The organism is Pantoea sp. X-Soil-ISGK-421, from assembly GCF_059730785.1.
In genome coordinates this window covers 1,956,874-1,982,575 of the sequence record NZ_AP035979.1, presented here as the reverse complement: position 1 = coordinate 1,982,575, position 25,702 = coordinate 1,956,874, and the positions used below count along the sequence as shown (strand labels likewise).

Here is a 25,702-nt window from a genome sequence, read left to right as displayed (position 1 = left end):
ATGCTGAATATTCTGCTTAATCGCCTTGGCCAATCGGTTTTAGTCTTGCTTGGCGTGTCGCTGCTGATTTTTTTCAGCCTGCATATGACGGGCGATCCGGCGGCGCTGATGATGCCGCCCGGTTCCAGCCAGCAAGAGATTGCTACCTTTCGTCACAGCATGGGCTTTGATCGTCCGCTGCTGTGGCAATACAGCCATTACCTCGGCGGCGTGCTGCACGGCGATTTTGGTGAATCGCTGCGTTACAGCCAGCCGGTGCTGGCGCTGATCGCCGAACGTTTACCCGCAACCGCGCTGCTAGCCGTCAGTGCGCTGGCGTGGAGTTCGCTGCTGGGTTTGTTGCTCGGCATTATTAGCGCCCTGCGACCACACAGCCTGTGGGATTTGCTGTGCCGCCTGCTGGCCTTCTCCGGCCAGGCGATTCCGGTATTCTGGCTCGGACTGCTGCTGATTCTGCTGTTTAGCCTGAAGTTACAGTGGCTGCCGTCCAGCGGTTACGGCACCTTCGCCGCGCTTGTGATGCCGGCGCTAAGCCTCGGCGCGTTTTACATGAGCGCCGTGGCACGCCTGACGCGCGCCAGCCTGCTGGATGTGCTGCAACAGGATTATATCCGGACCGCGCGCGCCAAAGGGCTCAGCGCCTGGCGCATCGTGGTGCGCCATGGTTTGCGTAACGCGTTGATTCCGGTAATCACCGTGCAGGGCATGTATTTCGCCTCGCTGCTCGGCGGCGCACTGGTGACTGAGATTATTTTTGCCTGGCCGGGCATTGGTCGTCTGGCGATTCAGGCGATTCAAAACCGCGATTTCCCGCTGGTGCAGGCGATTGTATTGCTCGCCGCAGTGGTGTTCGTGGCAATCAATTTGCTGATCGACCTGCTCTATCTGGTGCTGAACCCGAGGATTCGTTTATGAGTCGCCTTGATGCCACCTTAAATCTGCTGAGTGAACTGACGCGCTGGCCGAGTGTGGCCGGTCAGCTCTCTGCGCAGCGCGGTCTGGCCGCCTGGCTGGAACAGTGGATGGTGGCGCATCTCGCGGCGACAGTGATTTTTCCGGTCGCGTCGCAAAATGGCGACGCCCCGCCGCTGGTGCATGTGCGCATCGATAACGGCAGCGACAAAACCGTGGTGCTGTACAACATGTACGATGTGATGCCTGCGGATGAGGCCGGTTGGGATGTGTCGCCGTTTGTCGGCGGCGTGTGCGAGTGGCCTGAACTCGGCCAGGTGTTTGTCGGACGCGGTGCTGAAAACAACAAAGGCCCGGTCGCCGCTTTGCTGATCCTGCTGCGCGAACTGCAGCAGCGCCAGCAGCTCGACTTCAATATCGAAATCCTGCTCGAAGGTGAAGAGGAAGTCGGCAGCGGCGCGCTACGCCGCTATTTAGCGCAACAACCTTGCCCGATTGCCCCCGCGGAAGCCGTGTTGTTTCCGTCACTGTGCGAATACGGCGGCGGCGCGCCACGCGTTTACCTCGGCTTTACCGGACTGGCCAGCGGACGCCTCAGCGTCACCGGTGGCGCGTGGGGCGGGCCGTCGTCGGCAATTCATGCCAGCAATGCCGGCTGGATAGCCAATCCGGCGTGGCGCTTAGTCAACGCGCTGAATGCCATTGCGCCTGCTGAACACAGCGGCGTGCTGGCATGCGAACCAACGGACGATGAGGCGAATGCCCTGCTAACCAAAGTCGCCGCAGAATTCAGCATTGATGATGAACTGCACTTCCGTCGCAGCCAGCGCCTGATGATCGAAGGCGACACGCTGAGCTGCCTGCAAACGCTGCTCGGTAGCGCGGTCTTAACGCTGGCTGAACTGCACAGCGATCCGCCGGGCGGACGCGGCGTGATTCCGTTCCGTGCCAGCGCTGAATTGGCGTTCCGCATTCCGCCGGGCTTCGATCAGGATGCGATGATTGAAGCCGCGCAGCAGCGCCTGGCGCAACCTGATTTAGCCGGCAGCGAACTGCAACTGTTCGATCGCTATCCCGGCGTGCGCTTTAGCCGCAGCGCCAGCGGCGTCGATGCCTTGATCGCCAGCTATCAAACGCTGGGCGCGGCACCGCAAATCTGGCCGTGGGCGCCAGGTTGTGCGCCCGCTTACGCCTTCGCGGCCGTCGCGCCCGCCTTTCTGATTGGCGGATTAGGCCACGGCGGCAACGCGCACGCCGTGAATGAGTTTGTCACGCTGGCAGGACTCGAACGCTTCCAGCAATCCATGAGCTTATGGCTCAACGCATTCAATGATTCGGCCATTGGCCGGGTCGCGCCACACCAGGGAAACACCGCAGTACACAAAAATAAAGGTCGTAAATAATGAAATCAGTAGAAGAGTTTGAACGCGTTCCGCTCGGCTTCTTCCCCACGCCTCACGAGCCGCTGCCGCGGCTCAGTGAGGCACTTGGGATTACGCTGACGATAAAACGTGATGACTACAGCGGCTTCGGCGGCGGCGGCAACAAAGTGCGCAAGCTGGAGTATCTGATGGCGGAGGCCTGCAAAACAGGCGTGAATGTGGTGATCACCACCGGCGGGCATCAGTCGAACCACGCCCGCATGGTGGCCGCCGCGGCGCGCAAGTTTGGTATGCGCCCTGTGCTGGTGCTGCGGGGCAATCCGCCCGCCAGCTGGCAAGGTAATCTGCTGCTGGACAAGCTGTTTGGCGCCGAGGTGCAGTTCCTCGATCCCGACGGCTATTTCTCGCAAATTGAAGGCGCAATGCAGGCGCACGCTGATGCAGCTATTGCGCAAGGTGAAATCCCGATGATTATTCCGCTGGGTGGCGCGACGCCACTCGGCGCATTGGGATATGTGCGGGCGGTGGAAGAGATGACGGCGCAGTTGGCACCCAGCCAGACGCCCGCACCCGATTTCATCGTTGCGCCCACCGGTTCCGGCGGCACGCTGGCAGGCTTGCATGTGGGTACGCGTCGCTATTGGCCCCATACTCAGGTCATTGGTGTAAGCGTTAGTGCCAAAGCCGACTGGTTCCAGCCGCGCATTGCTGGCATGGCGCAGGATTGTGCCGATCTGCTGCAATGGCCGCAGCAGTGGCAGCCGGATGATATCTGGATAGAAGATAGCTATGTCGGTCAGGCGTACGGCGTGCCATCGGACGGCGGCATTGCCGCCATCTATAAACTCGCCCAGTTGGAAGGCGTGCTGCTGGATCCGGTCTACACCGGCAAAGCGATGCACGGCCTGTTCGCACTGGTGGAGCAAGGGCGCATTCCGCAGGGTTCGCGCGTTACCTTCGTGCATTGTGGTGGTTCTCCGGCGCTCTATCCGTTCGCCGACCGACTGCTGGAGCAATAATGGAAGCCTTATTGCGTGTATTGGATGAAGCCACTGTCGCGCAATTGGGTGGCGGTGATGTTGCTCTGGCGCTGGAAGACGTCAAAACGGTGATCCGCCTGATGCGGCTTGGTGAAGCACAGATGCCCGCCGAAAATCACATCGACCTTGGTACGCCACTCGGTAAAGCCTATGCCTTACCGGCGCGCGTCGGCGGAATTTACAATGCCGCTGGCGTGAAGTGGACCGCACATCGTCCGCAGCGACCTGATGTATTGCCCGCCGCATTAGCGTTAACCTTGATTAATGATGCGCAGAGCGGCATTCCGCGTGGTTTATTGGCCAGCGGCGCATTAACGGCTGCCCGCACCGCTGCGGTGAGCGCGCTGGCATTACAGCTGGCCGCGCCGCGTCCGGTGAAACGTGTGCTGCTACTCGGCGCCGGTCTGCATGCTCAGGCGCATCTCCGCATGCTGCAGCAGCTGTTTCCGCAGCTGGAACAGATTGGCGTGTGGAATCGCTCGCCATTCAAACTTAGCGCGTTGCGCGAAGTGCAGATCGAAACCGATCTGCCACTCGCCTTAGCACAGCCTTATGACGCAATACTGACCTGTACCAGCGCAGACCAGCCGATTGTCGATGCCACAGCAGTGCGTCCCGGCAGAATTATTGTGCAGGTCGGCTATCACGAAGTCAGTTTTGCCGCGATTAAAGCCAGCAGCAAAGTGATGGTCGATGCGTGGGGTGATTTCGCCCAGCGTAGCGCCAAAAGCCTGTTCCAGATGTTCCGCGCCGGTGAGTTTCGTGAGCAGGATGTAGCAGCCGACCTCGCGGCGCTGCTGCTGGATAACTGGCGGCCACAGCACGATGACAGCGTCTATTTTTCCTCGTTTGGCCTCAACGTCTTTGATATCGCCCTCGCCGCGCGCGTCTTGCTGGCAGCCGAGCACGACGAACTCGGTTCGCTACAGCCGCTGTTTTCAGGAGTTCTGCATGATCATTGATGTGCTATCACTGCATCAGCGCCTGGCATGCGGCGAAGCGTTTCTGTTGATCGATGTGCGCGAATTTGCCGACTGGCAACGCGGCACATTACCCGGCGCACAGCACTGCAACGTCTACGACTATTTTATTGAGGATGGCAGCGAGCAAGGTTTAGCGATGATGGCAGCAGAAGCCGCCACCGCGCTGCAACCGATGTTTACCGCCTATCCCGGTGCCACGCCGGTGTTTTTCGAACAGCAGGTTGGCATGCGTTCACCACGCGGTGCGTGGTTCGCATGGCTGCTCAAGCGTGAGGATGCCCTGATTCTGGATGGCGGCGTTGATGCATGGATCGCCGCGGGATATGACCTCAGTCCGGGATTGGGCTTGAGCCGCACCGTGGCGCATCCACCCACAGTTAGCGCCCCTGCGTGGAATAACGATGTGGTTTGCAGCCGTGAACAGGTTTTAGCGGCGGATGGCGTGGCGATAATCAACGTTGATGCGCGTCGTCCCAGCGAGTTCGATGGCAGCTTTGCACATGCCTGCTGTCAACGCGCTGGACGCATTCCGCACGCACAGCTGCTGTTTTGGGAAGAGGTCATCGCCGACGGCCATTACTTAACTGCGCAGGAGATTGCTACACGCGCCGAGGCCGCTGGATTAAGTAAGCACGCGCAGTTGCAGGTCTATTGCCATCGCGGTGCCCGCGCCGCCACGGTATGGGCGGCGTTAACGCTGGCGGGCTATGCACATGTCTCGGTGTATGTCGGTTCCTGGCATGAATGGGCCGAGCATCTCGATCTGCCGCTGTTACACGGCCGCTAACCGCAGCGCCAGCGCCTGCTGAATGTCGGGCGCGGCGGCGAGCAGTTGACGGGTGTAATTGTCCTGCGGATGATTAATTACGCTGGCGGTCGCACCCGATTCCACAATCTTGCCGTGATACATCACCACCACGCGATCGCATAACTGGCGCACCGCGCTGAGATCGTGGCTGATGAACAACACTGATAATCCCAGCGTATGCCGCAGCGTATTGAACAGCGCGAGAATCTGCCCGCGCACCGATAAATCCAGTGCCGCCACCGCTTCATCCGCCACCAGCAGCTTCGGTTCCATCGCCAGCGCGCGCGCAATGGCAATACGCTGACGCTGCCCACCTGAAAACGCGCCCGGCAGGCGTCCGGCATGTTCGGCTTTCAATCCCACTAGCGTCAGCAGTTCTTTGACCCGCTCATCCACCGCGGCACCTTTGCGTAGCTGCCAGACGCGCAGCGGTTCGGCGATCTGCTCTCCGACCGGAATTTTGGGGTTCAGGCTGGCATAAGGATCCTGGAAAATAATTTGCGTATGGCGACGTAAGGTATGGAGCTGACGCCCTTGCAGGTGCTGACCTTCAAAGTGTACCTCACCGCCATCTGCCGCAATCAGGCCAATGGCCGCGCTGCCCAGCGTGGTTTTGCCGGAGCCAGATTCACCAATCAGCCCGACAATTTCGCCCTGCGCAATCGACAAATTGGCCGGATACAAAACGGTTTGTCGTTTGGCCGGCCACAGCGGCATGCGGCGCGGCAACGGATAGCTTTTACTGATGTCACGCAGCACCAATAGCGGCGGCTGTACCACCGGCGCGACCGCTTCCGGCATCTGCGGCGCCGAGGCAGCAATCAATTTCCGCGTGTAGGGATGGGTGGGCGCGCCCAGCGTATTGAGTACCGCGCCCTGTTCAACCAGCTGCCCTTGCTTCATCACGCAAACGCGGTCGGCGTAGCGCGCCACGACGGAGAGATCGTGGGTGATCAATAAGATCCCCATGCCCATCTCTTGTTGCAGCGCCTGCAGCAGCGCCAGAATTTGCGCCTGAATGGTGACGTCTAGCGCGGTGGTCGGTTCATCGGCAATTAACAATTCAGGCTGACCGCTGATGGCGCTGGCGATCATCACACGTTGCCGCATTCCGCCCGACAGCTGATGAATATATTGCCGCGCACGCTGCGCCGGATTGACGATGCCGACGCGATCCAGCAGCGCAATCGCTTCCTGCTGCGCCTGTTTCCAGCTGAACTGACGATGCCGCACCAGCACTTCGGCAATCTGCTCACCAATACGCAGCGTGGGATTCATGCTGGTCATGGGTTCCTGAAATACCGTGGCGATGCGGCAACCGCGTAGTTGCTGGGTGGTGCGCGCATCAAGCGTCTCGCCATTAAACACCACACGACCGCCACGCTGTTGCACGCCCGCAGGCAGTAAATTCATCAATGCCAGTGAAGTTAAGGTTTTGCCGGAACCCGACTCGCCAACCAGCGCCAGGATTTCTTTGCGCTCGAGATGAAAGGAGATGTTATCCACCAGCAAGCGGCGATCGTGCGTGTGCAGTGAGAGATTTTCAACCGAGAGCAAGCGTGCGTCTTTCATCTGGCAGGATTCTCAACAAGGAAAAATACAGGATATATCCTGTACCTGGCGCGAACAAGATCGTTAGGTTATGCCACTTCGCGTTATGGAATAAGGCTGATTGCTGGCAGGCAAAGCGCGAAGGCGCCTCACCCCAGCCAAATTGACACGACATTGACCGCTACTGCGACAAACTCAATATGGTACGAATGTTCTGCGCGGTCGTCGCAATAATATCTATCGCACCCGTGCGCAGTGCGCCAAGGATCGCCATCGCTTTGGTGTTCTCGGCGGCAATAGCGATCACGCAAGGGATTTTACGTAACTCATCAATGCTGAGTCCAATAACACGATCGTTCATCACGGTATCAACGTGTTGTCCCTGAGCATTAAAAAAGTCATAGCCGGCGACATCCCCGGTTACGCCCTGATTAACGCTGGCGTCGATGATTTCATGCGGCGTAAACCAGCCGAGTTTCACCATATAACTGTTTTCATTCATGTCGCCGATGCCCACCAACGCCACATCCGCTTTACGCGCGCGGTCCAGCGTCTCTTTGATGGTGCCGTTTTGCATAAAGGCATCACGCAGCCCACGGTTCTCAACATAGGCGGGCGCATACAGCGTTTCGCTGATGCCACCGAATTTCTTCGCCATACGGCGGCTGATGTGATCCGCGTTGATGGCATCGCCGGGACGGTGCGTGCCGCCAATGCCGCTAATGAACAGGCAATTCCGCGTCTGGACCTGACCGGGATAATCGGCGACAGCGGCGACGTTGCGCCCTTGCCCCACGGCGACAATCGCGTCGTCTTTCAACGACTGCGCTAAATGTGACGACACCAGTGCAGCAACCTGACGACGTTGCTCCTCCTGATCGGGCTGATCAAGCGCAATGAGCGCACGTTGCAGTTGGGGGAACCGATTTTTCAGCTGTTGTTCGAGGCGGGTGCTGAATACAGGATGGTAACGCACATTGATTTCGACAATGCCCTCTTCACGAGCACGTTTCAGCAATCGGCCGACTTTAATACGAGAAATCCCAAACTTACGCGCAATCTCCTCCTGGGTGATTTCGTCCTGATAGTAGGCGACGGCAATTTCCGTCAGCAGCTCGGAGTCCTGAGAAAGCGTGTTTTTTTCCATCCGTAACCTGTCTTGTTTGGGTGTTATGTGAAGATGCTGCAAGCGTACCACGTAGGGTGCGCATTTATGCGCACCTGGCCGCCATCAATGGCGACCCTACAAAATACCGGCTTAATGTGACTTTGACAGGGAGTTATATCATTGATACGACTCGCTTCGCCAGACAACAGCGCCGCGAGTCGGTCGAGCGTCACGCTTAGCGTTTGATGGCGTCGATTTTCAACATACGGGCAATCACAATATCCAGCTCTTTCTGATCGAAGATTTGCTTCCAGTCTGGCTTCACAATCTTCTCACGACCGTATTCCATGGCGATCATGCAGGCATCCGAGAACGGGTTGGTGGCGCGGAACGCCACGGCCAGCGCGATCTGAATATGGCCATACAGCATCGCTTTGGCCGCTTCTTCCGGCACGCCGCTGTGTTTTACGGTTTCATCCAGCGCTTCTTTCATAAATGCGCCGACCATACAGGCCACGGTTTCCACCAGCGTCGGTTCCAGATACGCCAACTGCGTTACGGTCACCCAATGCACTTGCTCAACCGGGCCGTACATCACGCTGATCACGTTGCTTAGCTCGGCTTTCTGCTCATCAGAACCGGTTTCATACGACGCTGCCACATGCTGAATGGCTGCAATACCGCCGAACGCATCGGCATGTTCTTCTTTGGTGTAACGCTCAAGGAACACCGACGGATGGCAAGGATGCGCCACCGCGTATTCAATGCCATCACGATGCGCGATCAGGTTTGCATACGCCGCCGCCGGATCCAGCGTCAGCAGAATCGCGCCCGGTTTCATCTGCGGCACCACGCCTTCAGACACTTTGCCCAGGACGATATCGGGCACCGCCAGGATTACCACGTCACTCAATGGCACCACTGACGCGGCGTCAGAGAGTTCGCGACCTTGTGCGCTGACCTGCTCTTGCGCCTTGGGTGAATTCTCACAGTAAAATACCTGGTAAGCGCTTTTCTGGAAGTTAGCAGAAATACGCATACCCATTTTGCCGCCCGCGCCAATCACGGTGATGGTTTTCAGTTGCTCGCTCATAGTGTTACTCCTGATCTTGTTTACTGCGTAAGAATTCAACGGTGCGGCGAGTCCATTCGGCTTCTCGCTCGCAGGTTACGGCGGCATCGTCTTGCCACGGCAACCAATGTTCGACGATTTGGTTAATGCCTTTATCCGCCGGGCGCACGCTGGCGATCATCCGGTCGTAATCCAGCAAGCCTTCGCCCATCGGGCAGCCGGCAAAGGTAAAGCCGACCCAGCCATCACGGCGCGTGAAAGCAAAGTCTTTGATGTGCAGATTGCCGACGCGCGCAGCGGTGTTGGCAATCACCTGCTCTGGCAATTCGAGTCCGGCGACACAGTTAGCGGGATCGAGACATACACCGAGCCACGGCGACAGAAACGTATTGATCACCGACATCATCGCGCCGCTGTTCACCTGCTCGTATGTCTCCAGACAGAGACGCACCTGCTGACGCGCAAAATCTGGCAACACGTTGGCAATTAGCTCGGCGGCCTCGTCAAGCGATGGACGGTGATCGGCGGTGTAGAACATCGAACGTATTACGCGCGCATCAAGGATTTCCGCCATATGCAGATAACGACGCAGATGCTCAGTACCGAGGCCGCGCGTGCCGAGTTCCAGCGTGATGCCCAGCGCATCGGCCTGATGACGCAACGCCAGCAGTTGTGTGTCAGACCAGCTTTCAATCGCCGGATAGTCGCAGATTTGAAACACTGACACATCGAGATCGGCGGTCTGCTGCAGCATCTGCTCCAGCGTCAGCGGATGAGGTACTTTCGACGACATGCGCCAGAAAAAGGCGTAGGTGCTGAGTCCGATACGGCTCATTAACGGCGCTCCTGAACCAGCTCACTGGCTTCATCAATAATGTGGGCCAACGCCTTCGGATCGTGGGCAAAGCGCCCAAGGAACAAGCCATTCACGTCCGCGCCAAGGCGCTGAATCAGTCCCGGGCCGGCACTGCCGCCGTAAATGACTTTCAGGCTGATACCAGGCGGCGTGGCGAGCTGCTGCAATCCGGCGCACACCGTGCGGATGTAGCTGTCTGGTGCTGGTTGCGGCGCACCGATCGCCCATTGCGGTTCGTAAGCGAAGAACACTTCACCTTTTAATCCCTGCTGCGCAGACTCGGCCAGCGCTTCGGCAAGCTGCTGCTCGCACAGCGCTATCGCCTGCTGCGGTTCCGCCTGCTGCTCTTCGCCGATGCACAGCACCGGCGTTATGCCGTGGCGCAGCGACATCGCCACTTTAGCGGCGATTTGTGTCTTGTCTTCATGGAAGTGACGACGGCGCTCAGCGTGACCAATTTCTGCCAGCGAGCAGCCTAGTTCCTGCAACATACTGGCGCTAACCTCACCGGTCCAGGCGCCGTTCTCTGCCTGACAAACATTCTGACCGCCGAAGCGCACCGGCGTATGCGCGAAAATCTCGGCAACTGCAGGAATGGCTGGATAAGCCGGTAACACAAACAATCCGACGTCGCCGCTTTTCACCGCCTGATGCTCGGCTAATGCCGCCACATCGCGACACCATTGCAACGTTTGTTGATAGCCGAAGTACATTTTCAAACTGACGCCGAGCCAGATTTTTGGCTGAGACATGCTTCAAGCTCCTTGTTCAGATGCACTGTGTTCTTTTAGCAGATCGCCGACAGTATTGACGATTAACGCCAGCGAAATGGCCCCGGCATCCGGCGTGCCGACACTTTTTTCTGCCAGCGGACGCGCACGCCCCATTTTCGGTACCAGTTGGGCAGTGTCCTGTGCGGCTTTATCGGCCACCTGCGCTGCTGCTAACCAGGCGTCGGTTAACGAGGCACCTGCGGCAACCGCCTCATTGAGGGTGTCGCTGAAGGGCACCAGCACATCAACCATGGTTTTATCGCCGACGCGCGCTTTACCAAAGTGCATAATGCCTTCTTTCGCCTCACGTACACCGGTTGCCACACGCTGTGCGTCTGGCACCTGACGATCGCCCAGCGCGGTACCGAGCGCAGTGAGCGCCACCCCCCACAACGCGCCAGATGTGCCGCCGGCTTTATCCGCCCAGGCATCTGCCGCACGGCACAGCAAACTGCCCGCACCGGCGCCACGCGCGGCGACTTCACGCGCTTTCTCTACCGCGCCCAACACGCCACGTTCCATGCCAATACCGTGGTCGCCATCACCGGCCACCGCATCGATATCACCAAGACGCTCAGCGTTACGTTGTAACATTTGCGCCACTGATTCGAGCAGCTGCAGCACGCGTACCGCGCTCTCTTGCGATTCGGCCGTTGCTGCTGGCAAGGCTTCTTCAGTGCTTTCAACAAGCTCAGCGGCGCTCAACGGTTCGGCAACCAATACGCTACCTTTGCGGTAAGCTGGCGTATTGGTCGGCGCGCGCCACAAGGTCTCCAGCTGATCGTCCAGCCACATCAGCGTCAATGATGCACCGGCCATGTTAAAACTGGTGACAAACTCACCGACGTCTGGCTCAACCACCTGCAGCCTGGCAGCCTCAAGCAGTTGTGCGACACGACGGTAGACGACAAACAGCTCTTCATATTTCACCGAGCCTAAGCCGTTGAGGATCACCGCCACCCGCTGACCGTCGGCCTGTGGAATATCGGCTGGCCGTTCATTGAGCAAACGCTCCACAAAGATCTCTGCCAACTCATCCGCGCTCGGCATGTCGGTCTCTTTAATCCCCGGCTCGCCGTGAATCCCCAGACCCAGTGCCATACGCCCTTTTTCCACTTCGAACAGCGGATGTGAGGCACCCGGCAGGCTGCAACCAGAAAATGCCACGCCAAAAGTGCGCGTGCGGTGATTGGCGTGCTGCGCCAGTTGCAGTACCTGTGATAAATCGTGACCCGCTTCGGCGGCAGCGCAGGCGGCTTTGAACACGCACAGATCGCCAGCCACACCACGACGTTTCTCCAGCTCATCTTTACCCGCGCTGGAAATATCGTCCGTCACCGCCAGCACTTCGCAAGCAATGCCTTCTGCCCGCAGGCGCTCACACGCCTGGCCGAAGTGCAGCACATCCCCGGCGTAGTTACCGAACATCAGCAACACGCCCGCACCGTTATGCGCCGCACGTGCCACGTTGTAGATCTGCTGCGCCGACGGTGAAGCGAATAAGTTACCCATCGCCGCGCCGTGTGCCAGACCTTGTCCAACCAACCCGGCGAATGCCGGATAGTGGCCGGACCCGCCGCCCACAATCACCGCCACCGTATTCGGCTGACTGCGGGTGCTGCGCACCACGCCTCCGGCAACCTGACGGACTTTATCGGCATTAGCGGCGACAAAGCCTTCAATGAGCTCAGCGGCAAAGGCTGAAGGTTGGTTAAACAGGTACGTCATATTAATGCTCCTGAGCTAAAGAGGTCGGCTGCGACGGCGAGCGACGGCGGTTAAGTAACAGCATGAGTAAGGCTGACAGCAGCATGAATCCACCCACCACAAACATCGGCAAGGCATAGCTGTTGGTCGCGTCATGCAGCGCACCGGTGATGTAGCCTGCTGAGAAGCCCGCTACGTTTCCTACGGTATTGATCAGTGCAATCGCTGCGGCGGCAGATGCGCCGGTCAGGAACTGCGTCGGTAAGGTCCAGAAGTTTGGCAATGCGGCGAAGACCGCGCTGGCGGTAATCGCAATCACCATGATGGTGGTGAAGGGCGAATCCATATACAGCGCCAGCGGTACGCTGATGCCGCCTGCCAGCGCCGGGATAGCGATGTGCCAGGTTTTGCAGCCGCGACGCGTGGCATCTTTCGACCAGAAGAACATCACTGCCGCTGCGATCAGATACGGTACGCCGGTAATCAGTCCTTTCTGCATCACATTGAAGGTGGTGCCAAACTGCTGCTGGAAGCCGGCGATGATGGTTGGCAGGAAGAATGCCAGCGCATACAGGCCGTAAATAAAGCCGAAGTAAATCAGGCACAGCATCCAGACGCGGCCATTGCCCATCACCGAACGCAGGCTGTGCTTTTGATGGCCCTGCTTCTGCTGATGTTCGGCTTCCAGTTCTGTCGTCAGCCAGGTCTTCTCTTCAGCGGTCAGCCACTTAGCCTGACGCGGCGAGTCCACCAACCAAAACAGCGCGGCGATGCCAATCAGAATCGCGGGAATCGAGACACCCATAAACATCACGCGCCAGCCTTCCATGCCAAACAGGCCGTGCTGCTGAATCAGTGACGCGGCTAATGGCGCACCGAACACCACCGTCAGCGGTTGGGCAAGATAGAACAGCGACAGGATTTTGCTGCGATGGCGGCCCGGCACCCACATGCTGAGATAGAGAATCGCACCAGGGAAGAAGCCAGCTTCGGCGATACCCAGCAGCAGACGCAGCGTATACAAACCTTCCACACTGCTCACCCAGGTGAACAGCAGCGAGACAATGCCCCAGCTGATCATGATGCGCGCCAGCCAGCGGCGAGCGCCGAACTTATGCAGCGCCAGGTTGCTTGGCACTTCCAGCAGGATGTAGCCAATAAAGAAGATGCCCGACGCCAGACCAAACTGCAGCGCGGTGAGGCCAAGGTCTTGCGTCATGCCATTGGGGCCGGCAAACGAAATCGCGGTGCGATCGAGGAAGTTGATGAAGAACATCAGCGCCACGAACGGCACCAGGCGCCAGGAGATTTTTCTGATGGTGGATTGCTCCACCGCCGTCATTGTTTGTTGGTTCATAACGCACCTCCACGACGTGCGTGAGTGATCATTTCTTTATGTGGTGTTGACCAAACGCCAAAGGAGCGCTGGCTGCAGGAGTACTGAGAGGTACGGTGTAAATGACACATGTTCGAGTCCTCGATGGGTCTTCTTGTACATTGGTATAGTCATGCGAACATATGAACACTACACGGATAATTGTGCATCTCTCAACTGCAACACGCGAAAGTGTGAGCAGGCTCATGAGATTTGATTTTGGTCAGTTTATCGGATTATTACGCCCATAAGCGCGGGCAGCGGCCCTCTCACGGGGATCAGGAAGGGTTTCATATGCGATTCCGGCTGCAATTCATATGAACAACCATTGAACATATGATTGATTTTATGGCACGCTAACCATGAACATCTTCTCGCCTGCTGAACAAACGTGCAGGCGTCATTGCAAACCCTGCTGGAGAACGACGATGAAAACGATCGCAATTGGCGCCGATGATGCGGCTATCGAATTGAAAAACGTGATTAAAAAGCTGCTGGAAGAGAAAGACTATGTGGTAACGGATTACACCAATGACGCGCAAAACGACCGTCCGATGTACCCGGATGTGGCATTTGCTCTCGCCACGGCCATTCAGAAAAACGAATTTGAGCGCGGCATTCTGCTGTGTGGCACCGGCATCGGTGTGGCGATTGTCGCCAACAAGGTAGAGGGCGTGCGCGCGGCGCAGTGTCACGACACCTTCTCTGCCGAGCGTGCTCGCAAGAGCAACAATGCGCAGATCATGACTATGGGCGCACGCGTTATCGGGCCTGAGCTGGCGAAAAATATCGTCAATGCCTGGCTGGCATCGGAGTTTGAAGGTGGTGGCTCAACCGCCAAAGTTGAGAAGATCGGTTACTACGAACAAGTATCCCACGCTAAATAAGCGCCGACGTCGCACCTCTGGAGAACTGTATGTCTACACGCCGGGAAAGAGCCAACGCCATTCGCGCTTTGAGCATGGATGGCGTACAACACGCCAATTCGGGGCATCCGGGCGCCCCGATGGGCATGGCGGATATCGCTGAAGTCTTGTGGCTCGATTTTTTGCAGCACAACCCCCGCAATCCCAACTGGGCTAACCGTGATCGCTTTGTGTTGTCGAACGGTCACGGCTCAATGCTGATTTACAGCCTGTTGCACCTGAGCGGTTATGATTTGCCGCTAAGCGAATTAAAAAATTTCCGTCAGCTGCACTCTAAAACGCCAGGCCACCCGGAATACGGCTACACCGCGGGCGTTGAAACCACCACCGGCCCGCTGGGCCAGGGCATCGCTAACGCGGTCGGTTTCGCCATCGCTGAGCGCACGCTGGCGGCGCAGTTCAACCGTCCGGGTCATGACATCGTAGACCATAACACCTACGTGTTTATGGGCGACGGCTGCATGATGGAAGGCATTTCGCACGAGGTGTGCTCCATCGCCGGCACCCTGAAGCTGGGCAAACTGGTGGCCTTCTATGACGACAACGGCATCTCCATCGACGGTCACGTCGACGGCTGGTTCACCGACGACACCGCCAAACGTTTTGAAGCCTACGGCTGGCACGTGGTGCGCGGCGTGGACGGCCACGACGCCGACGCGATTAAGAAAGCGGTGGAAGAAGCCAAAGCGGTGTCCGACAAGCCTTCGCTGCTGATGTGCAAAACCGTGATTGGCTTCGGCTCGCCGAACAAAGCCGGTACGCACGATTCGCACGGCGCGCCGCTGGGTGCCGATGAAATTGCGCTGACCCGCAAGCAGCTGGGCTGGAACCACGGTCCGTTTGAAATCCCGTCAGACATCTACGCGCAGTGGGACGCCAAAGAAGCCGGCCAGGCGAAAGAGTCCGCGTGGGACAAAAAGTTTGCCGCCTACGCCGCTGCGCATCCGGCGCTGGCCGCGGAGTTCAAGCGTCGCGTCAACAACGCGCTGCCAGAAAACTGGGCCAGCGAGTCGCAGAAGTTCATTGAGCAGCTGCAGGCCAACCCGGCGAAAATCGCCAGCCGTAAAGCCTCGCAGAACGCCATCGAAGCCTTTGGTAAAATCCTGCCGGAATACCTGGGCGGCTCCGCTGACCTTGCGCCAAGCAACCTCACCATGTGGTCCGGCTCGAAGCCCATCAACGAAGACGCGGCGGGCAACTACATTCATTACGGCGTGCGCGAGTTCGGTATGACCGCGATTGCCAACGGTCTGGCGCTGCACGGCGGCTTCCTGCCGTACACCGCCACCTTCCTGATGTTCGTCGAGTACGCGCGCAACGCCGCACGCATGGCCGCGCTGATGAAAATCCGTCAGATTATGGTCTACACCCACGACTCCATTGGTCTGGGCGAAGATGGCCCGACGCACCAGCCGGTTGAGCAGATGGCCAGCCTGCGCGTGACGCCAAACATGAGCCTGTGGCGCCCGTGCGACCAGGTTGAATCGGCGGTGGCGTGGAAATACGCTATCGAACGCGTTGACGGCCCGTCGGCGCTGATCTTCTCGCGTCAGAACCTGGCGCAGCAGGATCGTACCGCTGAGCAGCTGGCTAACGTGGCGCGCGGCGGTTACGTGCTGAAGGACAGCAGCGGCACGCCGGAGCTGATCCTGATCGCCACCGGTTCGGAAGTGGAACTGGCGGTGAGCGCTTATGAGCAGCTGACGGCAGAAGGCCGCAAGGTGCGCGTGGTCTCCATGCCCTCCACCGACGCCTTCGACAAGCAGGACGCGGCGTACCGTGAATCCGTGCTGCCGAAAGCGGTGGCGGCGCGCGTGGCGATTGAAGCGGGAATCGCAGATTACTGGTTCAAATACACCGGCCTGAACGGCGCGATCGTCGGCATGACCACCTTCGGTGAGTCAGCGCCGGCGGATCAGCTGTTCAAAGCGTTTGGCTTCACCGTTGAAAACGTGGTTAAAACGGCGAAATCGATTCTGTGAGAGTGAAGCGGCGTCCCGGCGGGACGCCCTTCTTACTGCGCGGTAATACGAATGATTTTTTGCGTCATGCACATGGCGGAATCAAACGGGCTGGTATTGCGCACGATTTTTACCATGACGCTGGCGCCAACCCAAAGCTGATACAGGCTTTCCGCCACACGACCTGGTTTATCATCGATAGCCAGCGAACCTTCTTCAATCCCCGCTTCTAACGCTTCCGCCAGTCGCGCGATGATGCCTGCAGTGCCTGTCTGTAACGTGGCTCGCATGCTGTCAGATAAGTCAGCGACTTCCGCGCCCAGCTTCACCGCCAGACATTTGCCCTGGCAATCGGAGAACGATTGCGATTCACGCCATAGCTGCCAGTAGTTCATCAGGCGCTGCGCCATGGTGAAGCCCGGCTGGCTTAAGGTGCTATCAAGCTCGGCCAGATAATCCTCAAAATAGCGCGCCAGCATCGCGACGCCAAAAGCTTCTTTTGAGTTGAAGTAGTGATAAAACGAGCCTTTCGGCACACCGGCATCGGTGAGGATTTCATTTAATCCAACCGCAGAAAAACCCTTGCCAGCCATAATGCGTTGGCCGGTGGCAAGGATGTGATCGCGGATTTCATTGCTGTGCAATTGAGATGAAGTAGTCATAGCGTTAGATTACCAAATACTAGACCAGTCGTCTATGCGACACTCAGGCATTTATCACTGAGATAAGCTGTATGCCGCTTTTACGATGAAGGCCGCAAGCCCTCTGGGCTGTGACATAAAAATCGCAGGGTTACGTTTAATTCCGTCACGGTACTGTTGGCGCATTCCGCCCTAACCGTTCCCGCTGCGAAATCAACGCGCAATTTTCCATTGCCACCACCGCCCAGCGGGGTTTTGCCTTCATAGCACTTTTATTGAGCCAGTTGCTTAATCAATTGTTGCGCCGTCTCTGCTGAAGAGGTTGGATTTTGACCGGTAATCAGCAGGCCATCACTGACCACATAGGAACTCCAGTCCGCGCCTTTTGAATAAACACCGCCCTTCGCAATCAGTTCGTCTTCCACCAGGAAAGGCACGACCTGAGTCAAGCCGACCGCCTCCTCTTCACTGTTAGTAAAGCCGGTGACTTTCCGTCCTTCAACCAGCGGTTTCCCTTCTGGCGTTTTGACGTGACGCAGCACGCCCGGTGCATGACAGACCAAGGCGACGTGTTTATTTGCGGCCAGGAAACCTTCGATCAGCGCGATGGAATGCTGATCCTCGGCTAAATCCCACAGTGGGCCGTGGCCGCCTGGGTAAAACACAGCGTCGAAATCGGCTGGGGATACGCTGTCCAGACGAACGGTGGAGGCGAGTTGCGCCGTGGCTGCGCTATCCGCTTCAAAGCGATGCGTTTGCTCTGTCTGGAAATCGGGCTCATTGCTTTTAGGATCTAACGGTGGGTTGCCGCCTTTCGGTGATGCCAGCGTAATTTCTGCGCCGGCATCTTTGAAGGCGTAGTAAGGCGCGGCCAGTTCTTCCAGCCAGAAACCGGTTTTACGTCCGGTGTTACCCAATTGGTCGTGTGAGGTTAGCACCATAAGAATCTTCATTGTAAATCTCCTGCTTAATGGATGTTGACACCTTAACTAGACCAGTCGTCTAGCGCTTGAGTTCAAACTAACAGCTAATAGACCAGTCGTCTAGCATTAAGATTATTTTTTACTGAAATGAAATGCTCCCCCTGTTTCTTACCTTTCGATCAGCTTAAGCGTAATCTATCCCGCTTGCCCTTTCTCATGGAACTGGAGGAATGATGTCCACCTTACGTTTGTTAATCTCTGACTCACACGATCCCTGGTTTAACCTTGCAGTAGAAGAGTGTATTTTTCGCCAGATGCCGACAACACAGCGCGTACTGTTTCTCTGGCAGAATGCCGAAACGGTGGTCATCGGGCGTGCCCAGAATCCGTGGAAAGAGTGCAATACGCGGCGGATGGCAGAAGACGGCATTAAATTAGCACGACGCAGCAGCGGCGGCGGTGCGGTATTTCATGATTTAGGCAACTGCTGCTTCACCTTTATGGCTGGCAAACCGGAATACGACAAATCGGTGTCCACGGCGATTATCCTGCGTGCGTTAGAGCAGCTTGGCATCCCAGCGGAAGCCTCTGGCCGCAACGATATCGTGGTGAACGTTGATGGCGAGGTGCGCAAAATCTCCGGTTCTGCCTACCGTGAAACGCCGGATCGCGGCTTTCACCACGGTACATTTTTAATGGATGCCGACCTTTCGCGTCTCGCCGATTACCTCAATCCGGACATCAAAAAATTACAGGCGAAAGGGATTTCCTCGGTGCGTTCGCGGGTGGCCAACATAGCCGATTTGGTGCCAGGCATCAGCTTTGATGCGATTTGCCGCGAGGTGATTGCCGCCTATTTCGCTTACTACCAGGAACAGTGCGAACCGGAGCATATCTCGCCCAGCGCCTTGCCTGACCTGCCCGGTTTTCAACAGCAGTTTTCTCGTCAAAGCAGCTGGGAATGGAATTTTGGTCACGCACCGGACTTCTCACATCTGCTAAATGAGCGCTTTGTCTGGGGCGGTGTAGAGATTCACTTTGATGTGGAGCGCGGCGTGATTTCTCGCTGCCAGATTTTCACCGATAGCCTGAATCCCTCGCCATTAGAAACGCTGGCGTTACGCCTGCAAGGTGCGGTGTATCGCCCGGAAACCATGCTGGCGCACCTGGAGCAATTGAAAGCGGAATATCCTGAGCAGCTTAATGAACTGAGCCAGCTGGAAAGCTGGCTAGTGAGTAGCGTGAGCTAAAACGTGGGCCACGATTAATTGCATAACGTGTGTCAGTAATCATCCCGCGCGGGCATTGTAGCGGCGCAATGTTTGCGCGATTAATCGCGCTGCTACAGTGTGTGCGCTCATTGAATGCAGCGCTCAACTTTTCTCTGACTGCACAACCAAATCAGGTTCCTTGCCCACCAATATTAACGTCAGGCTGAAAGACAGGATAAGGGCAATGGCGACGCCGGAAACGGCCCAGATAAAATACGGCCCGATATAGGCAGGCAAACTAAATATACTGGAAAGAATGTAACCATATAAACGGACACCAAAAAACCCAATAAATGCAGAAGCCAGCGCACTGGAGACCGTAGCAGCGATAAAGGCTTTTTTATAGCGCGTTAATACCCCAAACAGCGCCGGCTCGGTGATACCTAATAACGCTGAAATCGCGGCTGAAAGGGTAACCACTTTATCCTGACGATGTTTAGTTAATGTCCAGATGGCAAATGTCGCGCCCGCAATCGACATATTTGCCATAAACATCATCGGCATCAACATGTCATAACCACGATCGCTGAAGTTCTGTAGCGCAATCGGTGTCATCGCATGATGCATGCCGGTCAGCACCGCAACCGGGCGAATGGCACCCACAATCAATCCTGCAAAGCTGGCTGAGATACTGAATAAGCCTTCAATAAACAGCGCCAGACCTTTACCGAGCCAAATACCCATCGGGCCAATCACCACTAACGCGGTCAGTGCCGTAAGGAACAGCGTTAAGGTTGGGGTAAATACGGTTTTCAACACCTCAGGCATAATACGGTCCACCCCGCGGTGGATATAGCTGAGTGCCAGAATAGAGAAGATCACCGGGATAACGCTGGAGGCATAATTGAACACCGAAACCGGCAGCACGCCCATTAACCAGAATGCACTTACTGCGCCCTCCTGATGTGCCGCCAGCGATTTGGCCGCGTCAATTAAAGAGGGATACATTAAACAAGCCGCCACAGCAGCGGCTAAATACTCGTTGGTTTTGAAGATTTTGGCGGCGGAGACCGCTAAAAAGAACGGCAGGAAATAGAACACGCCGCTGGCAATTAAATCAATCACCATCACCGTGTCACTTTTGGCCGAAACCAGCTGTAACGCCACCAATCCGGCCAGCAAACCTTTGATCATCCCTGCGCCAGCAATGGCGGGAACAATCGGACCAAATACGCCCGATACGGTATCCATAAACAGCGATATCAGACTTTTGCGCGCTTTCTCGTTTTGCGCGGGCTGCACATCATCGTTATTCAAGGCCGGAACGATTTGCTCATACCAGCTATTGACCTTGGGACCGATAATAATCTGAAATTGTTCGCTCTGCATTTGCGCGCCCAGCACGCCGGGCAAGGTTTTAATTTCGCCCTGGTTAACTTTATTGTCATCAATAAGGTCAAAGCGCAAGCGCGTCATGCAATGCCAGACTTTATTGATATTATTTTTCCCACCCACTAAGTGAATTATATTTTTTATTACTTCCTGCGTTCCCATACTTGCTCCTGAGGGAAGAAAAACAGCCTGATGAAATCTGCACTGGATGGTAATAAATGCCATCAAACAAAACAAACCAATAAATCATGACTGCGATCACAAAACCCGCCGCAACAGGCACTTTAAGTTTTATAATGCCGAATTGGTCTGTTTTTTTACGGTAAACAATCTATTTATCTGACCAATATTTATTATCTGAAAAAGGGTTTGCGTCTCAATAAAAACCCGGTAATGTTACGCCAAAAATAGCTTATCAACATGCCTTGATATTGCGTGCAGTCACTGCACGACAGGAGTATTTCTCGTGACCCCAACCCTTATTAAAACTATTGAGTGTTTTATTACTCGCCCCGATCGCCATAATCTGATTACCGTACGTGTCACTACCAATAAAGGAATTACTGGTCACGGCTGCGCTACCTTTCAACAGCGTCCCTTAGCGGTTAAAACCATGGTGGATGAGTATCTGTCACCCTTATTAATTGGACGCGATGCCAACAATATTGAAGACCTGTGGCAGATGATGAACGTTAACGCCTATTGGCGTAACGGGCCGGTCACCAACAATGCCATTTCGGGCGTTGATATGGCGTTATGGGATATTAAATCGCAGTTAGCCGATATGCCGTTATATCAACTGTGGGGCGGTAAAGCGCGCGATGCGATTGCAGCTTACACACACGCCAGCGGGGAAACGCTGGAGGAACTCTATACCTCAGTTGATAACGCATTAGAGCAAGGCTATCGCCATATTCGCTGTCAGCTGGGTTTTTACGGCGGGACGCCTAAAGCACTCAATGCCCCGGAAAATTGCACGTCCGGCGCTTATTACTCGCAGCAAGAGTACATGGCCAATACGGTCGAGATGTTTCGTGCGTTAAGAGAGAAATACGGTCATCGCTTTGAAATTCTGCATGACGTGCATGAACGCTTATTCCCACAGCAGGCCATTCAGCTGGTAAAACAGCTTGAGCCGTATATGCCCTATTTCCTTGAAGATGTGCTTCCTCCCACACAAACCGGCTGGCTGGAGCAGCTGCGTCAGCAAAGTGCGGTGCCGTTAGCGTTAGGCGAATTATTTAATAACCCAGCGGAATGGCACGCGTTAATTGTGAATCGTCGCATCGACTTTATTCGTTGTCACGTTTCGCAGATTGGCGGCATTACGCCGGCGTTGAAACTGGCTGCGTTATGTCAGGCATTTGGCGTGCGGCTGGCATGGCACGGACCGGGCGATATGACGCCAATTGGCGTAGCGGTCAATACGCATCTGAATATTCATCTGCACAATGCGGCGATTCAGGAATTTATTCCGCGCTCAGCGCTGACGGATGCCATTTTCCCTGGCGCGCCGGAAATTAGAAAGGGCTATCTCTATCCGCCGCAAGCATCAGGTATTGGGGTCGACTTCGATCAAGCGTTAGCGGAAAAACATCCGGTGGTTTATCGTCCGCATGAATGGACGCAAAGTCGCCTGCCAGATGGCACCATTCACACACCGTAAGTTAGCGCTGTTGCTGGCGGAAACGCAGATTATCCGGGTTATGCGGAATCAGATAGGTGCAGGTGTAGTTAATATCAACGATGTCGCTGATTTCATACACCTGCCCGCCCTGCAAAATTCCACGATTAATAATGTGCATCGCCGGACTGCCTTTTTTACAACCCAGTAGCGTCGCCTGTTCGCGGTCAATGCTAATCGCGCGATAGCTGGTGAGTAAATGTGAGATTTGGTAGCCTTTGGACAATACATATTGCTGTATCGAGCGCTCAATCATGTCACCGTTAAGATCGGTAAATAAGGTAGCTGGCATACGCGATATTTCAATTTGAACCGCCACATTATCGACATAGCGCAGGCGGGAAAACTCCCAGATAAAGGCGTCGTCGTTAATGGCGAATATTTGTTGCTCGTCACTGTTCGGGCGTCTTTTACGCAGGCTGATTGAACGGTAATGCATCTGATCAAAGCGCTTTTCAGTGATCGAATTATAAACCAGCGGGTTATTACGCACCGTCTCGTTAATCCAGATGCCTGATCCTTGCACAATACGCACCGCCCCAATACTGACCAGCTTCTCCAGCGCTTGACGGATAGTGAAACGCGATACGCCATACTCTTCGGCCAGCTGGCGTTCAGGCGGTAATTTGCGCGGTGCGGAAGTCTCTTCCTGATAAATTTTGCTCAGCAAATCCTGGGTAATGAACTCTTTCTTTTTCATTGAATTACCCTCCTCCAGAGTTTAAGCGAACGATGATAACACGATGTTATGTGGAGGAATTGCCTGGTGCGCATGAATGCGCACCCTACGAAATTATCGCAGGGTCGCTATTCATGGCGTAATGCTCATCACTTGAGCCTGCGCTGAGCGGTGTACTGACACCGCAGAGGTTCCGCCCGCCAAATATCAGGCAGTTTCACAACGCGTTATGCAGGCGTAACAGCGATGATGGCTAAATAATGTGCATCATTGCTACAGCGTGGGGGTTGAGGCGACATCCCAGCCCGCTGAGCGAGTGAGGGATTCCAGGGCGAGCCGCAGGGATGCGGCGAGAGGCGGCGCTGAGCAGGAGCGAATCGCCGCCGGTCCGTCAGGAATCGTGAGCGAGTGAAGGCACCGCGTAGCGGCGGGCTGGGCTGGCGCAGGGCCCGGGAGTGCAGAGGGCGCGGCCAAGCGCTCTCTGCTCGGTCGCCGCACGGCAGTACTGAAACTGCCCCAGCCTGTGGCGAACGAAAGTGGCTCATTGCCTAACTGATCGGCATTACGCTATTCATGGCGACCTCACTCGCCCTTCTGCACCAGAAACGCAATCAGCATTGCATCCCTCTCTCCCGTCAGCGCTGGCAAGGCCGCGGCATCGCTCACAGAATCGCCTTTGTGCAACCGTTCATTATCAATACGCACAATCCCGTCCAGGATGGTGATCCAAGTGGAATAACCTGCACGCTGTGGCGCCTCCACCTGTTTGCCGCGCTCCAGTTTCAGGTCATAAATGTATACCGCCTGATTCAGTGCCAGCGGTGCCGCGCTGCCGTGCGGCCCTGCCAGCAACGTCCATGCGTTTACCGCCGCACCGTCCACGCGAGTAAAAGTATTGACCTGCGGAACACCGCCGGTTTGCGCTGGACGAATGGTCGCCTGCAGCATTTCGGTTGCGACAAAAGGTGCAGACTCGGCAACACGCATCCCGCTACCGGCACTCAGCAGCAACGCACGTTTAGCGTTGAGGGAATGCGTTTCACCCTGCTCGGTGCTGTGCAGCAACGAACCGCGCCAAACGTAGCTGAAAATCTCACTATCCTGATGCGAATGCAGCGGGATAGTAGCATCCAGTTGCAGCGTCATTTGATCGACGATCGCCAGCGCTCCAAACGCTTCATCGGGACGCTGGCGACGAATGGTAAAAGGACCGTATTCAAACAATTGATCGCGTTGAGCGCGCAGGATGTTCATCGTGTTATGCCTCGATAAATTCTCTTTGTCCTCCATCATAGTGGTCTGGAAAAGCATGAACAGCAGGCAAAACTGCTCGCTTAAATCAAAAAAACTGAATAACGCTCAAGTGCTGAAATAATAAGGTGTTGGTAATGTTTTTATTCATCGCCAGCACAGATTTAATTGCGTAAAATAACCGCTCAATCTTGTGAGGGTAATAATCATGAACCGCAGCGAACAGATCCTGGCCGCCGCCGAACAATGCATGCGGCAAAAAGGTTTTCACCAGACGTCGATTCAGAATATTGCCCGTCAGGCCGACGTCAGCATCGGTTTAATTTATAAATATTATAAAAATAAAGACGCGATCATTGAGGCATTAGTCACCAGTGTGGTACAGCGGATGATCATCCTGCTGAATGCCGACTTTGAACGTATCGCGCATATGAAAGGGCACTATCACGAAGCGGAAGATATTGTGCCGGCGGCAGTGGAAAACAGTATTATTCTGCTGATGGAAGTGTCGTCTGAAGCCACGCGCAATAATCGCATCCAACAAATTATGTTCGATGCCTGGCATGAGCTCAAAAATAACTTTATCGCTCAGGAGCACGCGCTGCATCCCGAGCAGGAGGCCAATGCCATTCACACCCGTTTATATGTGATGTCGCTGATTATTGACGGCATCATTATTCGCCGCTGCATGAAGCAGCGCGACATTGCGCCGGGCTTTATGCCATTTTTCAATGCGGTGGTGAATGACGTCTATCCGCACGGTGCGGTGTAGATTCAGCCGAACAGATGCTGGCTGAGAATGCCGTTCACCCGCAGCATTTCATTGTGATCAAGGTCGCTATCGCCGAAGGCGCGACAGGCTACGCCATCCACCAGCAGCAATAAAAACTGAATGCGATTGGCGTGCTGTGTTGGGTCGATATCAGGTTGTTGCGCGGTAAAAATAGCCTCTAACTCAGCAAGTAATAATTGCTCTTGCTGAGCAAGAATGGCACGCACTGATTCATTACGCGACGCCTCAGAATACACTTCCAGTAATAATTTCCGGTCCTGACTCGGCCAATGCTGCCAGAAAGGCGAATCGGCATTGATAATATCCTGCGTCGATTGTTGCGACGGTAAATATTGTACTAAAAACAGGCGCCAATTCTGCGCGATGCTTTTTATTGTTTCCGTCACAATAAGCTCTTTACTGCTAAAGTAACGATATATTTGCCCTGCCCCTAACGCTGATTCGCGACTAATGTCCGCCATGCTGGCGCCATGAAATCCGGAACGGCTAAAACAAACTTTGGCTGCAGAAATAACTTGCTGCTGACGCTGTAAGAGAAAATCGTCATGTTCAGAGTGAATCACATTGGCTCCGAAAAATAATTTATCGCTTTAATCGCTTTATCATACGCGATGCCTATCCGGTGAGAAACCCAGACAATGTTTCCAATTCTTGCTTGCCCGATCGCAGGCGTT

The 25,702-nt window shown here is 55.7% G+C and carries 23 protein-coding genes; 10 read left to right on the top strand and 13 right to left on the bottom strand.

Going from position 1 to position 25,702, the window contains the following annotated elements; genetic code table 11:
• Genes AC6I8K_RS09230 through AC6I8K_RS09210 form a run of 5 tightly spaced genes read left to right on the top strand, consistent with a single transcriptional unit; the run spans nucleotide 1 to nucleotide 5,104 of the window.
• A complete protein-coding gene (locus tag AC6I8K_RS09230) occupies nucleotides 1-915 on the top strand; it encodes an ABC transporter permease (protein ID WP_064738660.1) in 915 nt (304 codons plus the stop codon).
• Nucleotides 912-2,315 (top strand): M20 family metallopeptidase, encoded by a 1,404-nt coding sequence (locus tag AC6I8K_RS09225; protein WP_497826579.1) that lies wholly within the window; start codon nucleotides 912-914, stop codon nucleotides 2,313-2,315. Before AC6I8K_RS09230 ends, AC6I8K_RS09225 begins: the two co-directional genes overlap by 4 nt.
• The gene (locus AC6I8K_RS09220) at nucleotides 2,315-3,313 is read left to right on the top strand and encodes a 1-aminocyclopropane-1-carboxylate deaminase/D-cysteine desulfhydrase (protein ID WP_064738658.1); all 999 of its coding nucleotides are present in this window, start codon (nucleotides 2,315-2,317) and stop codon (nucleotides 3,311-3,313) included. The genes AC6I8K_RS09225 and AC6I8K_RS09220 overlap by 1 nt, the downstream gene beginning before the upstream one ends.
• Nucleotides 3,313-4,296, top strand: coding sequence for an ornithine cyclodeaminase (locus AC6I8K_RS09215; protein WP_497826578.1), 984 nt, complete (start codon nucleotides 3,313-3,315; stop codon nucleotides 4,294-4,296). The genes AC6I8K_RS09220 and AC6I8K_RS09215 overlap by 1 nt, the downstream gene beginning before the upstream one ends.
• Complete coding sequence (locus AC6I8K_RS09210) at nucleotides 4,286-5,104, top strand: sulfurtransferase (protein ID WP_497826577.1); 819 nt, start codon at nucleotides 4,286-4,288, stop codon at nucleotides 5,102-5,104. Before AC6I8K_RS09215 ends, AC6I8K_RS09210 begins: the two co-directional genes overlap by 11 nt.
• Here the strand turns inward: AC6I8K_RS09210 and AC6I8K_RS09205 are convergent.
• The 7 genes from AC6I8K_RS09205 to AC6I8K_RS09175 form a co-directional block, all read right to left on the bottom strand.
• Nucleotides 5,090-6,697 carry a dipeptide ABC transporter ATP-binding protein gene (locus AC6I8K_RS09205; RefSeq protein ID WP_483817364.1) on the bottom strand — a complete coding sequence of 536 codons (1,608 nt, stop codon included), beginning with the start codon at nucleotides 6,695-6,697 and terminating at the stop codon, nucleotides 5,090-5,092. The two genes, AC6I8K_RS09210 and AC6I8K_RS09205, sit on opposite strands and share 15 nt — an antisense overlap.
• Before the next feature lie 160 nt (nucleotides 6,698-6,857).
• Entirely contained in the window at nucleotides 6,858-7,823 is a 966-nt protein-coding gene (locus AC6I8K_RS09200) for a sugar-binding transcriptional regulator (protein WP_064738654.1), read from the bottom strand.
• A gap of 196 nt (nucleotides 7,824-8,019) precedes the next feature.
• The gene (locus AC6I8K_RS09195) at nucleotides 8,020-8,877 is read right to left on the bottom strand and encodes a phosphogluconate dehydrogenase C-terminal domain-containing protein (RefSeq protein WP_483817363.1); all 858 of its coding nucleotides are present in this window, start codon (nucleotides 8,875-8,877) and stop codon (nucleotides 8,020-8,022) included.
• A gap of 4 nt (nucleotides 8,878-8,881) precedes the next feature.
• Complete coding sequence (locus tag AC6I8K_RS09190) at nucleotides 8,882-9,691, bottom strand: sugar phosphate isomerase/epimerase family protein (RefSeq protein WP_497826576.1); 810 nt, start codon at nucleotides 9,689-9,691, stop codon at nucleotides 8,882-8,884.
• Nucleotides 9,691-10,464: a triose-phosphate isomerase family protein gene (locus tag AC6I8K_RS09185; protein ID WP_497826575.1), complete on the bottom strand. Its 774-nt coding sequence runs from the start codon at nucleotides 10,462-10,464 to the stop codon at nucleotides 9,691-9,693. Before AC6I8K_RS09185 ends, AC6I8K_RS09190 begins: the two co-directional genes overlap by 1 nt.
• A 3-nt stretch (nucleotides 10,465-10,467) precedes the next feature.
• Complete coding sequence (locus AC6I8K_RS09180) at nucleotides 10,468-12,213, bottom strand: dihydroxyacetone kinase family protein (RefSeq protein WP_497826574.1); 1,746 nt, start codon at nucleotides 12,211-12,213, stop codon at nucleotides 10,468-10,470.
• Nucleotide 12,214: 1 nt separating this feature from the next.
• Nucleotides 12,215-13,549 (bottom strand): MFS transporter, encoded by a 1,335-nt coding sequence (locus AC6I8K_RS09175; RefSeq protein ID WP_497826573.1) that lies wholly within the window; start codon nucleotides 13,547-13,549, stop codon nucleotides 12,215-12,217.
• A gap of 446 nt (nucleotides 13,550-13,995) precedes the next feature.
• On the opposite strand from AC6I8K_RS09175, the gene AC6I8K_RS09170 reads away from it, so the two are divergent.
• Both AC6I8K_RS09170 and tkt read left to right on the top strand, forming a co-directional pair.
• Nucleotides 13,996-14,454: an RpiB/LacA/LacB family sugar-phosphate isomerase gene (locus AC6I8K_RS09170; RefSeq protein ID WP_064738648.1), complete on the top strand. Its 459-nt coding sequence runs from the start codon at nucleotides 13,996-13,998 to the stop codon at nucleotides 14,452-14,454.
• Nucleotides 14,455-14,483: 29 nt separating this feature from the next.
• Nucleotides 14,484-16,475: a transketolase gene (gene tkt / locus AC6I8K_RS09165; RefSeq protein WP_497826572.1), complete on the top strand. Its 1,992-nt coding sequence runs from the start codon at nucleotides 14,484-14,486 to the stop codon at nucleotides 16,473-16,475.
• 32 nt (nucleotides 16,476-16,507) lie between these two features.
• On the opposite strand, the gene AC6I8K_RS09160 is transcribed toward tkt, so the two are convergent.
• Both AC6I8K_RS09160 and AC6I8K_RS09155 read right to left on the bottom strand, forming a co-directional pair.
• Entirely contained in the window at nucleotides 16,508-17,116 is a 609-nt protein-coding gene (locus tag AC6I8K_RS09160; protein ID WP_064741182.1) for a TetR/AcrR family transcriptional regulator, read from the bottom strand.
• A gap of 251 nt (nucleotides 17,117-17,367) precedes the next feature.
• Nucleotides 17,368-18,048: a type 1 glutamine amidotransferase domain-containing protein gene (locus AC6I8K_RS09155; RefSeq protein ID WP_483817358.1), complete on the bottom strand. Its 681-nt coding sequence runs from the start codon at nucleotides 18,046-18,048 to the stop codon at nucleotides 17,368-17,370.
• A 203-nt stretch (nucleotides 18,049-18,251) separates the two neighbouring features.
• Here AC6I8K_RS09155 and lplA point away from each other — a divergent pair, with 203 nt between their 5' ends.
• Nucleotides 18,252-19,268, top strand: coding sequence for a lipoate--protein ligase (gene lplA / locus AC6I8K_RS09150; protein ID WP_497827235.1), 1,017 nt, complete (start codon nucleotides 18,252-18,254; stop codon nucleotides 19,266-19,268).
• 123 nt (nucleotides 19,269-19,391) lie between these two features.
• On the opposite strand, the gene AC6I8K_RS09145 is transcribed toward lplA, so the two are convergent.
• The gene (locus AC6I8K_RS09145; protein WP_497826571.1) at nucleotides 19,392-20,783 is read right to left on the bottom strand and encodes a PTS transporter subunit EIIC; all 1,392 of its coding nucleotides are present in this window, start codon (nucleotides 20,781-20,783) and stop codon (nucleotides 19,392-19,394) included.
• Between the two features lie 304 nt (nucleotides 20,784-21,087).
• On the opposite strand from AC6I8K_RS09145, the gene AC6I8K_RS09140 reads away from it, so the two are divergent.
• Complete coding sequence (locus AC6I8K_RS09140; protein WP_497826570.1) at nucleotides 21,088-22,287, top strand: enolase C-terminal domain-like protein; 1,200 nt, start codon at nucleotides 21,088-21,090, stop codon at nucleotides 22,285-22,287.
• A 1-nt stretch (nucleotide 22,288) separates the two neighbouring features.
• Here the strand turns inward: AC6I8K_RS09140 and AC6I8K_RS09135 are convergent, their stop codons facing one another.
• Entirely contained in the window at nucleotides 22,289-23,005 is a 717-nt protein-coding gene (locus AC6I8K_RS09135) for a GntR family transcriptional regulator (RefSeq protein WP_497826569.1), read from the bottom strand.
• A 561-nt stretch (nucleotides 23,006-23,566) separates the two neighbouring features.
• Nucleotides 23,567-24,238, bottom strand: coding sequence for a pirin family protein (locus tag AC6I8K_RS09130; RefSeq protein ID WP_497826568.1), 672 nt, complete (start codon nucleotides 24,236-24,238; stop codon nucleotides 23,567-23,569).
• 205 nt (nucleotides 24,239-24,443) lie between these two features.
• Here AC6I8K_RS09130 and AC6I8K_RS09125 point away from each other — a divergent pair, with 205 nt between their 5' ends.
• Nucleotides 24,444-25,007, top strand: a complete 564-nt coding sequence (locus tag AC6I8K_RS09125) for a TetR/AcrR family transcriptional regulator (RefSeq protein ID WP_497826567.1) — start codon at nucleotides 24,444-24,446, stop codon at nucleotides 25,005-25,007.
• Between the two features lie 2 nt (nucleotides 25,008-25,009).
• On the opposite strand, the gene AC6I8K_RS09120 is transcribed toward AC6I8K_RS09125, so the two are convergent.
• On the bottom strand, nucleotides 25,010-25,591 hold the full coding sequence (locus AC6I8K_RS09120; RefSeq protein ID WP_064741174.1) for a TetR/AcrR family transcriptional regulator: 582 nt from the start codon (nucleotides 25,589-25,591) through the stop codon (nucleotides 25,010-25,012).
• Nucleotides 25,592-25,702 lie beyond the last annotated feature (111 nt).